Below are 13,301 nucleotides of genomic sequence, written 5' to 3' on the forward strand. Positions count from 1 at the left end.
TTCAATATCATAGCAGGTATTTTCAAAGAACTTATTTGATTGTAGTTGGTTAAAATTGAAGAATTTTATTGTATTCGTTAATGATAAGTGATAAAGTAGGCATAAACGATGCACTTAATCTGCATTAAAATTCAATATGCCAACAAATAAAAATGCAATTATAAGGTATCAAGTCCTTGACCGGTGCTTTAGAAATCCTGGAAGGAAATACTTTTGGCAAGATCTTCTTAATGAAGTTAATAAAGCTCTTGAAGAGTATAATGGTCCAGAAAGTAAAATCAAAAGACGGCAACTTTTTGACGATATACGATTTATGGAGAGTGACCAAGGATGGTCTATACCTTTGAAAAGGCATAACGACGAACTCGATAGGAGAAAAATATACTACCGGTATTCCGATCCCAACTTTTCAATTTCAAATCGAACCTCTGAATGAAAGCGAGATCAACCAGATTGAGGCTGCTGTTATCTGTTCTATCCAGGTTTGCAGGTGCACCTCAGTTTGAGTGGGTACAGGAGCTGATCCCGGTATTGAAAGACCGCCTTGGTTTAAAAGAGACGGAAAAAGAAGTCATCTCCATTGAATCCAATATTGATCTTAAAGGGTTAGACCACCTATCCACACTTTACGAAGCAATCATCAAGCGAACAGGTCTTAAAAGTAGAGTACCAAGATTTTAAATCAGAAAAGCCGTTTCCAGTAATATTTCATCCCTACTACCTGAAACAATACAACAACCGCTGGTTTGTATTTGGCTTAAACGAAGAATTGGATATTGAAACCTGGAATATGGCTCTTGATCGGATTGTATCCATTAAGCAAATACAAGGGAGCATACAGGTCGACAGGCATTGATTGGAATGAATACTTTTACGATATCATCGGGGTGACAAAGAAAGCTGGTGAGGATGTACAAAAAATTGTACTTGAATTCTCTGAAAAGTCGGCACCTTATGTTCAAACGAAACCGCTCCATCCTACTCAAAAAATCAGAAGAAAGAGATTGTAAGCTGATCGTCACGAATTGAAGTGATCCCCAACTATGAACTGGAGTTTTTAATTTTGTCATTTGGGGAGAATGTTAAAGTACTTGACCCTGAAAAGTTGAAAAAGAAAATTGAAGATCGATTTAAGGAGGGAAGAGGCAATTATACAAATCCTTACTAGAGAAAAATCATGTTTTTCAGAAAAATAAACCTGATCCGGTATAATCTAAGTTACTTTGATATTGAATCGGTAGGAGGGATGGTCCGATTTTTAAACCATTGGCAGGATTAGGATTTTAAATGCTATAGAAAAACAGGTTTTCGAAAAAATCTGTATGCAGAATACCTGGCAAATGTTCTTGGGTTTTTTAGGTAATCGCTTCAAATCTCAGAAAATTTATTAAATAGATAATGATGCTGACCATTTATCAACATTTTTTCAATAATTGAAAAGCTGTAAATAGATGATTGATCGTGAATTTTCTGCTTTTTGACACTTTTCCTACAGTTGTTCATCGAAAATGACGGATAATCAGCTATTTCCATCGAAATTTTTCTGAAAATCTGCATCAAAAGAGTGCCATTATCTGAATTTTCATAATAACCACGATTTCGAGATGGATTCATAAACTGTAGATATCCCAGTGAATTTTCTGAAAAATGGGGTGGAAGTGTTTCAATAATCATAAAATTGATGACTAATAACTGAATTTTCTGAAAATTGAACTCATCCGCTACGATTTCAGCCTCCACATCGCCCTGTCGCGGTCGTCTTTTATACCAGGAAGCCTCTCAAAATCTGATTGTTCATTTTGGCCGCTGGTAACTCTGTCTATCATCTGTTCATATTCAAACAGATCTGCCGGAGTTCGGTGCAGATCGGCTCTGATCGTGTCCGGATAGGGAAAGAAACACTTTGGATTATGCTTGAGTCCATAGCGATTTTCATAAAATTTGGCACCTGAACGGTTGGTCATCGCTTTTTTAAGCTCTTTTTCTGAAAATTCATGTAAAGATTGTTCAATGTCGTTGAGCAGATCGGAATGATGCTTTAAAATTTGAAAATAGAACAAGTTGTTCCAGTACTCTGCGATACGAATCAATTTTTCAGAAAATTCACTACTACTAATAGTAGTATCTTTCTTTTCTTTGGAAGCTTTCTTTTGTGTGTCCGGTTTTCGAACCAGCTTTTGGTTTGATTTTTGGACCGAATCGGGTTGTTTTTTCGGACCGTCCAAATCTTGTGGGTCCGATTCTACTACCAGGTACTCATGGGGCACCACGTTCTCATTCTTTTTTATGATTTTCTTCCGGATCAGTTTTTGTAGCGCATTGATGACCGTGCTCTTAGCTAACCCGGTGGCATCGACCATCTGGCTGATCGAGATTTTATCCCGTTTTTTATGAAATCCATAGGTTGACCTGCAGATCGTCATTAAAACTTTAAACTCACTGCCCGACAGATCGCTGATTCACGTCATCAAGGATTCTGTTCGGAACTTTTGTAAACGGTATTCCTTCGTCTAAGCCATTCATAGTTATAATACCTCCAAATAATTAACGTAAATGAAAAATTCGTTCGATCACCTTCCGCTCAAAGTACTTCCGTCGGCTTCCGCCAAATTGAATGGAAGGGATGTAGCGGGGATTTTGATCGTCCAGGTTGGAGCGATTCAGGATCGTACGATGGTTCAGCCCGGTGAGGTCTTCTACCTCTCTGGCTGTGATATACTTTTTCTCGTTAATACGATGCTTGTTGGAGTTGAGAAGGAGATCCAACTTGTTTTCGATTCTGTTCAATATTTTTTCACTCATTATTACGGGGTTTAATTGATGAAAATGTTTCACTTCATGATATCCCGAAAATGAATTTTTGGCGTATGCCCAAAAACAGAAAAATCTGTAGGTCAACTACAGAAAAGCTGAAAATCTCTACAGAAATAACCTGTTTTTTACAGAAAAAGAGGATAAAACTACAGAATCGAAAAAAAGCTGAAATTTACTTGTGCGGGATTTTCTGTCTATTGGGTTTGCTGCTTTCATGGTCGACCCAGGAATTGATTCTTTTATTGATAACTTCCCAATCAAGTTTTTCACCATTTTCGTGAATAGTTGAATATTTTTTGATGCGGTCTTTGAGAATTTTTCTGGTCAGTTGATCACCTAACTCATTCTCGTAATAATGACAGGCATCAGGAACACTCTCGAATGGCTGCTTTAAATTAAAGACACCTTCCAGTTCAATTTCTTCACAGTACGTCGTTCTGATTGATTCCAATTTGTATATGAAGCGCGTTCCTAATCTTCTTTGAGCGAGAGATTTTAAATGGTTGAACTGAATTCGGTCGAGTTACGTTTAATGAAATCGAAGCTACTGTCTAAAGTCCTTCTTGCCGTAGACCGATTAAATGAAATGCAGAAATCTTTTAACCTTTCAGTCGGTAATGCTTCAAGTTGAACTTCGTAGCGTTTATAATTTTCAACCTGAGGTTTATAGCAATCCAACCACTCAATTTTCTTTTCAATGATATTGGAGAGTCGTTTTCTATCCCTTTCTATATTTGATATCTGCTCTTTATCATAACCATCGTACTCCGATAAATATTGATATTTGAGATCCTCAATGTCGTCATCAAGCTCAACATAAATAATCGCAGCTTCCTTATAGGATGGCCGACCGTTCACAAAGCCGCTTTCAACTTTGCTTGAGCAAATTAAGTCAAGAATCAGTTTTTTTAAGTAATCCTTATCCATTTATTCAATCCCCTTTATCGCATTCGTAATATCGTTCTGATCCAGATGTTCATAAATTTGAGTTACATGGACCGATGAGTGTCCCATAATTTTTTGAACAATATGGATGGGAACTCCTTTTCTCAGCAGGTCCGTTGCGCAAGAATGGCGTAATCCATGCAGAGTTACGGTGTTTGGAACCTTGGAGGCCTTCTTCACAAATTTCTTAAAGGATTTCGACAGTGCTCCGGGGTCCATTCCATGATATCGATTCAGTCCTGTCGAACTGGGAAATACATATCCGTCACTCGGTTCGCCCTGGTCTTTATGCCATTGCTCTAACCAAGGTTTTAGAGGCTTGCGGATCGGTATGACGCGTTCTTTACCGGATTTTGTGGTGTTATCATCTGTATTTGTAATGTAAATACGCCCGTAATCCTTTGGATCGTTTGGATTCCCAGTCAAATCAACGTCAGTCCATTTTAGATTAACCGCCTCCTTTGCCCTGAGTCCGCAATAGTAGATCGTATTGATCATCGGCTTAAACCACAACCGTTTTTGATGAGGTTTGGTGACGGCTCCTTCTTTCTCCTGGATTTTATAGAATTTATCAAACGCCTTAAACACTTTATTCAGTTGCTTTCTTGAGATCGTTTTTTGTGTAATTTTCTGCGGAATTCGGGGAGCTTTGATGTTTTTGACGATGTTTTCTTTTATGATGTCGCGTTCATAGAGCCAGTTAAAAAAGACTTTGAGATGCCGGAGGTAACTGGCCTGGGTAGCAGGGGCCAGATCAGACCGAAAACAAAACTCGCGGATATCCGATTCATAAATCTGAGTTACCGGCATGGTTTTTCCCAGTTTCTTCTTCAACATATCCAAATGTTTGCGGTAATTTTCCTTGGTAGTCGCGTTTGCCTGGCTTCGTTGTGCAACGAATTTTTTTGCAGCTTTATGAAGTGAAATATAGCGGCCTTTTAATTTCTCCCGTTTCTTTTCTGCTTCTTTCTGAGGAGTCCAGCCATTAAAGGGATCGATCTCGCCCCGAATATATTTGTCTTCAAATTCTATCCGCAGCTTTTCGGCTTCCCTTTTGAGTGTAGTTCCTAAACTGAACGCCTTTCGTTCTCTTTTTCCATTTATTTTTCTAAAGAAACGGATGTAATAGATATCACCTCTTTTCTTAAGACTGGCCATAAATAACGTAGTTCATTTGAGTTCGAATTACATTTTTAAAAGAGTCTCCCCTTGAGGAGAGTCCGCCTTTAGGCGGGAGGGGTGTTCTTGTTCTTTATTCAAGGCTACAAGTTCAATAACTGGCTCGTTACAATCTTCAACCATCCCTAAATTGCCTCCCCCGAAGTCTCGTGATCAAAAGAGACTTGGAAAGGAGGGACTTTTCCTCATCCAAATTCAGATTTTTTCAAGCTTACCCTGGATGAAGTTCAAAATTCTGAATGGGTACATGAGCGGGTACAATTTGTACCCATTTATTGGCTTCTAAATAGTCCCAAATAAAGCACAAAATCTTGGATGAAAAGTGTTAACTACCTCCATTTTTGTACCCACTGGTGTACCCACTAATTACGTAATTCGTGTTTAAAAATGAAAATGATTCACGCAGTCTTTTTTTGATTGAATCTGGAAAAGTTCAAAAAATGTACGTTTAAACGGATTAAAGGGCGATTTTTTGGTAATTTCAGGAGGGAAGAAAAAAGTGGGCCCGGAGGGACTTGAACCCCCGACCAATCGATTATGAGTCGACTGCTCTAACCGGCTGAGCTACGGGCCCGTTTGTGGATGGGCAACGATTGATATTCGATCAATCGAAAGACTCTAAAATTACGAGCTTTCACGGCGAGATACAAGGTCAGTTGACAGTAAACAGTAATCATCTTTTTCTTCCTTGCTCTATTTTTTGGGAATAGGAGCCTGACCGACTACCGGCGGTAAAGGGAGAGGCCAGCCTTCCGTAGCCTTGGCGAAGGGAGGAGATGGGTCAAAACTGAAATTGAAAATTCCCGGACAGGCCAACCTGCGTATCACCTGCTTCAGGGATTAAAGTAAGCAGATTTACCTGGAAGCTGACCAGTTGCGTGGCCTGGTGATTCAAACCGAATGTGAGAAGTTCAGATTTTCTGTCGAGCTCGTCATATTCAAGATGGTCCCATCGTGCAAGCAGATCTGTTTTGTCGGAGAGATGGGTTCCGAGTGTAGCAAAAAATCCGGTGATGGTTTCTTCAGTATTCGGTTGAGGTGTATCGAATTGGGTTTGCAGGAATTCAAACGTTCCAAAAAGCGACTCGCTGTCATATTGAGTAAAAAATCCATAGAGTATCCGGTCACCGGTAGATATCAACCCGGAATTTCCGACTCGCTCCATTTCGGTTTGGTTGACGGCAGTGTTCAATCCAATCTCAAAATCACTGTTATCAGATGGAAATAAATAACCGAGGCGAGCTGTGTATAGAAATCCGCCATCATTTGTTCGATTAAGTCCGTTCCCGTTGTACATGCCAACCCGGTAGTTCAGGTTGCCGGATTCTCCCAGTGCAGTGATGCCGATTTCCCTTGAATTCATCATCGCACCTACGTGTCTTGCACGATTGATGAAATCCGTAATACCGGGATTAGGATCAAGATCGATACTTAAAAAGGGTTTAAAAGCCCCGGTTATGATTCTGAAATTATCTGAAAATGCATATCCAACCTGTGCATCCATTATGCTCACGGATCGCCGGAAATCGATCTGCATTTTGTAGATAAAATTGTTGTCCACCGTTCCCTGAAAACTCAAACGGGTAGCGCCGATATCAAACAGGTTCCCGCCGTTAAAATCGTCATCGGTAAAAGAAAAATTACCGATCGATTGCAATAACATACCGACACTGAACTCTTCCGATTTCAGGTGATCTCTCATCCGGTCGGCAGCCGGTTCCTGGGCCCGGAGGCCTGTAGTGAATATGAGTAAAAAGAGCCCGGTAATAACGATCTTTTTCATGAAAGCAGGTTATTTTTTTGACGACTAATGTCTGAACAATAATATATTTTCAAGGGTTTTGATGGAAGTTTTAAGATAAGAAAGGGAGTAGAGATCCGCGAAGTATGAAAAAGAGTATTTGTTTAGCGTCCTGTCAGAGTGCGATAGCTCCTGCCAGAGTCGCGTGGGACGGTTTTCGAAGGAAATGCCCTTATCCCACAACTCTCATATGTTACATCTCCCATATGATTTGGAAATGTAACCATTTGAAACGTTTTTATGAACATTGCTGAACAAGGAATGGGTCTGGTACTTCCTTCCCAACTCTAAACACCAGTTCGAGCACCGCTTGTGCTGGATGTACTCTGTCAGGTATATCCGGGCCCATTTTTCTGTCGTTGACCTCCAACAGTACCTATTGTAATTGCTTTCGAGTCGGCTCGTAGCAATATCACCAATTTATGAGACATGCTGGGTGCGTCAGGATCCTGTTTAGCGTTTAAATGTGAACCAAAACTTCATAATACCCATGATTTACAGCCTTGGTACCGATATGTCCAAAGATGAGTTCAGTGCGTGTCTGCAACGCTACAATCTTTACGAACAAACCTACCATCTACTTGCCCGCAAAACTTTTGCAAACAAACTCTCTGGTTTTAAAGCCTGTATGCGTTGGTTGAGGAGACACACCAACAAACAACCAGCCCCGGTTCGTGTGACGATGGAAGCCACCGGCGTGTATTATGAACCACTGGCCCTGCATATTGGCCAGCATCACCCGGAGATTCATCTGGCCGTGGTCCTGCCCAGTCAATCAAAAAAGTTTATCGAATCTCAGGGATATCGCAGTAAAACCGATAAAATTGATGCTGAGGGACTCTCGCTGATGGGAGCCGAACGCAAGCTGTCTGCGTGGAAGGGAATCGATCCGTTTTGGCGGGAATTGCGGTCCATGACCCGTACGCGTTCGGAATTGTTGGAGCAGCGCACACAGTTGCGTAACCAACTTCACGCCCTTTCCCACAGCGGGCAGCCAGCCCGTTATGTTGACGGAGCTCTACAGGAGTGTATTCAGACACTCAGTGAGCAAATTGACAAGCTGACCCGTCTTATCAAAAAACACCTGAAGTCTCGCAACGATCTGAAGACCTCGGTCGCTTGTCTGAAAAGTATTCCCGGGATCGGCATGCTGACGATTGCCTGCATCCTGGCTGAGACCAACGGATTCGCTGAGTTCCACAGCATTTCTCAGTTAATTTCCTTTAGCGGTTATGATGTGGTGGTCAAACAATCCGGCAAATGGACCGGACAACCGAAAATTTCCAAAAAAGGCTCCAAATATATCCGCAAGACGATGTATATGCCTGCCTCGACCATTGTGCGGTGTGAGCGGGGTCCGGTATATGAATTATACCAGCGACTGCTCTCGGTCCACAATGTGAAGATGAAGGCCCACGTAGCTGTTCAGAAAAAACTACTGACCTACATGTATGTATTGTGGAATAAACAACAAACATTTGATCCGGATGTCATTCAAAACCAACGCAACCAACATCAAACAAAGATAGCCCCTCCATCAGCTGACGGAGAGGCTACAGTAGATACATCACATGCAAAAGCATCATGATGTTCTTTGAACTCAAAAACTATAAAAATATATTGATTTTTAACACAGTACCTGACAGGAACCGAAAAGAACGGCGCTCTGTCAGGTTGTTTGACTCAAACCGCTAAATACGTACGAAAAAGACTTCGCGGATCTTATCATAGTCTTCAATCACATTAGATATAATCTTGATGGTATCGTACTTTTCAGAGATAGGAATAAAAATACTGGATAAGACGGGCAAGAAGAAATGACAGATCAGATTAAATTTGGGACGGACGGCTGGAGAGCGGTAATCGCAGAAAACTACACATTTAAAAATGTTGAAGTGGTTACCCAGGCGGTTGCAAAATGGATTGTGGATGAAGAGGTAACCGAAAACGGTGTGGTGATTGGGTATGATGCACGTTTTCTAAGCGAACGGTTTGCCCAACATGCGGCTGCTGTTTTTGCTTCTATGCAGATCCCGGTTCGAATGGCTGACCGGATTACACCCACGCCTGCCGTTAGCTGGGCAGCAAAGCATTTCAATACAATCGGAATTGTCATAACGGCAAGTCATAATCCGCCGGAGTATAATGGATTTAAAATCAAGGCCCCATTTGGGGGATCTGCCAATCCGGATCAAATTGCCGGCGTGGAACAAAGACTGGATCTATATGACGAATCGATTCAAATCAAACCCTATTTAGAGTGTGTGAGGGAAGGATTGATTCGTGAAATGAATATTTGTGACGGATATTTAAACCTTATTCGGGACTCGATTGATCTTGATGAAATTCGGAAAAGCGGAATCAAGATTGCTCACGATCCGATGTATGGGTCGGGCAGAACGATTGTACAACAGTTGTTACCCGATCAGGTGTTGGAGATTCACGGTGAGATTAATCCCTCTTTTGGAGGAGTACCCCCCGAACCGATGGAAAAAAATTTGGATGAACTATCAAAATGTGTGGTAAATAACAATTGTGCGGTTGGACTGGCGAATGACGGAGATGCAGACCGAATCGGGATGGTGGATGAAAACGGAACATTTGTAACCTCTCATCAGCTTTTGAGTTTACTGGTGGAATATCTTCATAACGAAAAAGGAATGAGCGGAAAAATTGTGAAGACATTTTCTACTACAAATATGCTCAACAAACAGGCCGAAAAATATGATCTGCCGATAGATGTTACGCCTATTGGATTTAAACATATCGCCGAAAAAATTGTAAATGAGGATATTCTTGCCGGCGGTGAGGAGTCGGGAGGAATTGCCGTGAAAGGGCATCTGCCGGAACGGGACGGTATCTACATTGGCCTTTTGATTACGGAGATGGTTGTGAAATCCGGTAAATCGTTGAGTGAACTGGTTCAGGATCTTTTTGATGAGTATGGACCGCATAGTTACTACCGGAATGACATTCACACGAATGATCAAAAAAAGAAGGGTATGATCAACTATTGCAAAGAGAAGAAACTACGAGAGATTGCCGGCCGGAAGGTTACGGGCTGGGATATGAAAGATGGCATCAAACATTACCTGGAAAACGGGTCATGGCTGCTGGTGCGTCAATCTGGTACTGAACCGGTGTTGCGGATCTACTCGGAAGCGGCCACAAAAGAAGATGCCGTTGCTTTCGTTGAGGATGCAACATCGTGGGTGGATCGTCCTGAGATTCTGTCATAAAAAAATTAAGCGAATCATCTGCAGAATTTGGAGTATAAACTTCATTGTATGATTGTGCCCAAACCTGCGTTCTTCAATTGTTATCATGTCGATAAAAACCAAACATTTTTATGAAATACGTCTTTTTAAAACTTTATTCAGGTCTCATTACTATATGCCTGTTGTTTTTATTACAACCGACAGATTTATTTGCTCAGCGGGAATACCAAAATATTGAACATGCACTTTTTTCAACCCGTCAATTAACCGGAGAACAGGGCCCGAAAAATGTGCAATGGATTGAGGGTGGGGATCGCTTTTCCTATATGCAATACAATCAAGCCGAAAACAGTAATGATATTCGCGTGTATGATCCCTCTACCGGGGAAGATCAGCTGATTTTCCGTGATTCTGACCATACGTTTCCCGGTAGTGATGATCCTTTCAGCTACAAATCATTTCAATGGTCGAACGATTTTCGATTCCTGGTTTTTCAGTCGGATTTTACTCCTGTTTATCGAAATTCGGGAATTGCCAACTACTATTACTATTCGCTGGAAGATGAGACGATGAACCTGATTGCTGAAGATGCGTTTACTGCGGAACTATCCCCGGATGGAGAGAAAGTAGCGTACCATCGTGATGGAGAGATGTACGTGTTTGATTTGAACAGTGGAGAGGAAACACAACTTACGTTTGATTCAAAAGAGAATGTTTTCAACGGACGGTTCGGATGGGTGTATGAGGAAGAATTTAGTTTAGTGCAGGCCTGGAAATGGTCGCCTGACAGTCGATACATTGCTTATTGGCAGACAGATGAACGAGACGTAAAACGATTTGTATCTACTTCGTACGAAGGCCAATATCCGGAATACACGGATATTCCCATATCCCAAAGTTGGAGAGAAAAATCCCGGCGTAAAGGTTGGTGTGATTGATGTTGAGTCCGGCGAAAACACCTGGCTTACGGAAGCGGAGGATGATGAACTTATTCCAAGAATTTTGTGGACAAGCAATGCCGGTGAACTGGCGGTTGTAAAGATGAATCGACAGCAAAATCATGTGGCCCTCTCCTTTTTTGATGTGAATTCCGGCAATGGAGAACTTATCATGGAAGAATCAACGGAAAATGGCTGGATTGAGGTATATGATCATCGATCAGACCTGGAGAGCTATTTTGTGTTTCCGGATGACAGACAGGAATTTCTCTGGTTATCAACCCGGGATGGATATAAGCATTTGTACCGCTACAATTATGATGGGGAGTTGATGAACCAGGTAACAGACGGAAATTGGGAGGTGACCAATATACTTGCTGTTAATAGTAGCCAGGAACAAATTTATTATGTTTCTACTGAAGAGAGCCCGCTGGAACGTCATCTCTACTCCATTGGATTTGATGGATCGGACAAACAAAAATATACCGAAACGGTGGGTATGCACTCCTTCAGTATGGGGCCGGATGGAAGGCACTATATCGATACGTGGTCGAATGTGTCCACGCCCAATCAGGTTGAATTGTGGACTACTGCAAACGGCGGGGAGAAAATCGAAACGTTTGTGGACAATGCATCTGTGAAAGATTATATCAAACAATATGCATATTCACCCAGAGAGATGGAGACAATCACTACATCAGATGGCCGGGAGCTGGACGCTTATATTATTAAACCGACCAATTTTGATCCGAACCGATTATACCCCTTGATCTTGATGGTATATGGCGGTCCCGGCTCACAAGGTGTTCAAAATGAGTTCGAAACCACAGCCTGGTATCAATATTTAGCTCAGCAGGGATATGTAATTGCGAATGTAAACAATCGCGGAAATGGCGGATACAGTTGGGATTTTGAGAACTCCGTTTATAAAAATCTTGGAGAGCTCGAGGCGGAAGACTTTACCGAGACGGCTACATATCTTTCATCAGAATATGATTGGATTGATGCGGACCGAATGGCTATTCGGGGCCACAGTTACGGTGGTTACATGGCTGCCCTGACGATGGTTCTACACCCTGATATATTTAAAACGGGAATTGTAGCGGCACCGGTTACCGACTGGCGGCTATACGATACTATTTATACAGAGCGATATATGGGATTATTGGATGAGAATGAGGAAGGCTATGAAAAAAGCGCCGTAATGACTCACGCAAAAAACCTGAAAGGAAATATGTTGGTCGCCCACTCCTCGATGGATGAAAATGTTCACATCCAGAATACCATGCAGATGGTAACGGCGTTTACAACCGCCGGAAAGGATGTTGATTTAAGGATCTACCCGCCGGGCGATCACAGCGTATCTTACAACTTACAGAGTGAAATTTTGCTCTATAAAACCTATACAAATTATCTAAACAGACATCTGAAGCCCGGAAAAACCAACAGCTCTGAAACCAGCAGTAAGTAATTTTGAGCCTGAAGCCCGCAAAACATATCATGCAGGCAGCTATTGATGTTGCCGAAAAAAACAGCACTCCATTTGGGGCTGCTTTGGCTATGGGAGAGGAGTTATTCGCAACTGCCGCCAATCAAACCAAACAAAAGAATGACCCCACAGCTCACGCAGAAATAGAAGTCATTCGAAACCTCTCCGATCAGCTTCGAAAAAAGGATCTCTCCGGATTTATTCTTTACACCACATGTGAACCCTGCCCCATGTGTACGAGTGCCATCATCTGGTCCGGTATTCAAACCGTGGTTTATGGGTGTGATATCCCAACGATCTCTTCCTACATGAAACAGATTGAGATTCGGGCGGAGGAGATGATCCAAAAAAGTTCAGCAAACATAGAATTGCATTCGGGTTTTATGGCTTCGGAGTGTGAGGATCTATTGCAAAAGTACTCTTGATTAATAAATGTTTCCTCGTGCCAAAGGTCTGTATGTGTTTAGCGCGAAAAGACTCCTTGTTCCATTCATCGTTTCGCCCTCTCCCCCAACCCCTCTCCCGCGGGAGAGGGGCGAAGGGGTGAGGGCGAAAAAACGGTCTGTGCCAAGAGATTGGCTTTTTTCATCTGTCAGATCGCTAAACAGGTACAAAGGTCTCCTTTGGTACGCCAATTCGAAGCTCCGCTTCGATTCATCTGTTAAACTGGCAATAAAAAATATATTCTAAAACGTTTTACCGGAAGCAGAGCTTCCACGGGAGCGTTCCGAAGGAAGACCTTCGGAACGAGTAAACTACGCCGGGGCTACAATGATCAGGGACCTTCGGAACAAGTAAATACTGAATATTGAAGTGATAGAACTCTTCGAAATTCGAAATTGTAGATTCGGTGTTCAATATTCATACAGCCTTTCAATTTCTATGGAATAAGGATAACTTTGAATGATTCTTTTCAA

Annotated in this window: 13 protein-coding genes and 1 tRNA gene; 7 read left to right on the top strand and 7 right to left on the bottom strand. The window is 41.9% G+C overall.

Annotated elements, in window-relative coordinates; translation table 11 throughout:
- Positions 1-432 precede the first annotated feature (432 nt).
- Positions 433-681: a hypothetical protein gene (locus U5K72_16060; GenBank protein ID MDZ7720331.1), complete on the top strand. Its 249-nt coding sequence runs from the start codon at positions 433-435 to the stop codon at positions 679-681.
- Between the two features lie 687 nt (positions 682-1,368).
- Here the strand turns inward: U5K72_16060 and U5K72_16065 are convergent.
- Together U5K72_16065 and U5K72_16070 are read right to left on the bottom strand one after the other, a co-directional pair.
- Positions 1,369-1,740, bottom strand: coding sequence for a hypothetical protein (locus U5K72_16065; GenBank protein ID MDZ7720332.1), 372 nt, complete (start codon positions 1,738-1,740; stop codon positions 1,369-1,371).
- The gene (locus U5K72_16070) at positions 1,722-2,459 is read right to left on the bottom strand and encodes a replication protein (protein MDZ7720333.1); all 738 of its coding nucleotides are present in this window, start codon (positions 2,457-2,459) and stop codon (positions 1,722-1,724) included. Before U5K72_16070 ends, U5K72_16065 begins: the two co-directional genes overlap by 19 nt.
- A gap of 94 nt (positions 2,460-2,553) precedes the next feature.
- On the opposite strand from U5K72_16070, the gene U5K72_16075 reads away from it, so the two are divergent.
- Complete coding sequence (locus U5K72_16075; protein ID MDZ7720334.1) at positions 2,554-2,817, top strand: hypothetical protein; 264 nt, start codon at positions 2,554-2,556, stop codon at positions 2,815-2,817.
- A gap of 169 nt (positions 2,818-2,986) precedes the next feature.
- Here the strand turns inward: U5K72_16075 and U5K72_16080 are convergent, their stop codons facing one another.
- The 5 genes from U5K72_16080 to U5K72_16100 all read right to left on the bottom strand — a co-directional run bounded on the left by U5K72_16080 (position 2,987) and on the right by U5K72_16100 (position 6,721).
- Positions 2,987-3,265 (bottom strand): hypothetical protein, encoded by a 279-nt coding sequence (locus U5K72_16080; protein MDZ7720335.1) that lies wholly within the window; start codon positions 3,263-3,265, stop codon positions 2,987-2,989.
- Positions 3,266-3,309: 44 nt separating this feature from the next.
- On the bottom strand, positions 3,310-3,741 hold the full coding sequence (locus U5K72_16085) for a hypothetical protein (protein MDZ7720336.1): 432 nt from the start codon (positions 3,739-3,741) through the stop codon (positions 3,310-3,312).
- On the bottom strand, positions 3,742-4,917 hold the full coding sequence (locus tag U5K72_16090) for a tyrosine-type recombinase/integrase (protein ID MDZ7720337.1): 1,176 nt from the start codon (positions 4,915-4,917) through the stop codon (positions 3,742-3,744).
- A 521-nt stretch (positions 4,918-5,438) separates the two neighbouring features.
- Positions 5,439-5,512: transfer RNA gene (locus tag U5K72_16095), tRNA-Ile, on the bottom strand.
- 207 nt (positions 5,513-5,719) lie between these two features.
- Positions 5,720-6,721 (bottom strand): porin, encoded by a 1,002-nt coding sequence (locus U5K72_16100; GenBank protein ID MDZ7720338.1) that lies wholly within the window; start codon positions 6,719-6,721, stop codon positions 5,720-5,722.
- 508 nt (positions 6,722-7,229) lie between these two features.
- Between U5K72_16100 and U5K72_16105 the strand changes: the two genes are divergently transcribed.
- From U5K72_16105 to U5K72_16125, 5 genes are all read left to right on the top strand, one after another.
- The gene (locus U5K72_16105; GenBank protein MDZ7720339.1) at positions 7,230-8,327 is read left to right on the top strand and encodes an IS110 family transposase; all 1,098 of its coding nucleotides are present in this window, start codon (positions 7,230-7,232) and stop codon (positions 8,325-8,327) included.
- Positions 8,328-8,556: 229 nt separating this feature from the next.
- Positions 8,557-9,978: a phosphoglucomutase/phosphomannomutase family protein gene (locus U5K72_16110; protein ID MDZ7720340.1), complete on the top strand. Its 1,422-nt coding sequence runs from the start codon at positions 8,557-8,559 to the stop codon at positions 9,976-9,978.
- Positions 9,979-10,088: 110 nt separating this feature from the next.
- Positions 10,089-10,895: a DPP IV N-terminal domain-containing protein gene (locus U5K72_16115; protein MDZ7720341.1), complete on the top strand. Its 807-nt coding sequence runs from the start codon at positions 10,089-10,091 to the stop codon at positions 10,893-10,895.
- Positions 10,795-12,366 carry a prolyl oligopeptidase family serine peptidase gene (locus U5K72_16120; GenBank protein MDZ7720342.1) on the top strand — a complete coding sequence of 524 codons (1,572 nt, stop codon included), beginning with the start codon at positions 10,795-10,797 and terminating at the stop codon, positions 12,364-12,366. The genes U5K72_16115 and U5K72_16120 overlap by 101 nt, the downstream gene beginning before the upstream one ends.
- 2 nt (positions 12,367-12,368) lie before the next feature.
- Positions 12,369-12,809 carry a nucleoside deaminase gene (locus tag U5K72_16125; GenBank protein ID MDZ7720343.1) on the top strand — a complete coding sequence of 147 codons (441 nt, stop codon included), beginning with the start codon at positions 12,369-12,371 and terminating at the stop codon, positions 12,807-12,809.
- Positions 12,810-13,301 lie beyond the last annotated feature (492 nt).

The organism is Balneolaceae bacterium, from assembly GCA_034521495.1.
Lineage (GTDB): Bacteria > Bacteroidota > Rhodothermia > Balneolales > Balneolaceae > Rhodohalobacter.

Bases quoted from the DNA above. Each gene is read 5' to 3' on its own strand.
- U5K72_16060 (MDZ7720331.1), top strand. From the start codon at position 433: ATGAAAGCGAGATCAACCAGATTGAGGCTGCTGTTATCTGTTCTATCC.
- U5K72_16075 (MDZ7720334.1), top strand. From the start codon at position 2,554: ATGAAAAATTCGTTCGATCACCTTCCGCTCAAAGTACTTCCGTCGGCT.
- U5K72_16085 (MDZ7720336.1), bottom strand. From the start codon at position 3,741: ATGGATAAGGATTACTTAAAAAAACTGATTCTTGACTTAATTTGCTCA.
- U5K72_16090 (MDZ7720337.1), bottom strand. From the start codon at position 4,917: ATGGCCAGTCTTAAGAAAAGAGGTGATATCTATTACATCCGTTTCTTT.
- U5K72_16100 (MDZ7720338.1), bottom strand. From the start codon at position 6,721: ATGAAAAAGATCGTTATTACCGGGCTCTTTTTACTCATATTCACTACA.
- U5K72_16105 (MDZ7720339.1), top strand. From the start codon at position 7,230: ATGATTTACAGCCTTGGTACCGATATGTCCAAAGATGAGTTCAGTGCG.
- U5K72_16110 (MDZ7720340.1), top strand. From the start codon at position 8,557: ATGACAGATCAGATTAAATTTGGGACGGACGGCTGGAGAGCGGTAATC.
- U5K72_16115 (MDZ7720341.1), top strand. From the start codon at position 10,089: ATGAAATACGTCTTTTTAAAACTTTATTCAGGTCTCATTACTATATGC.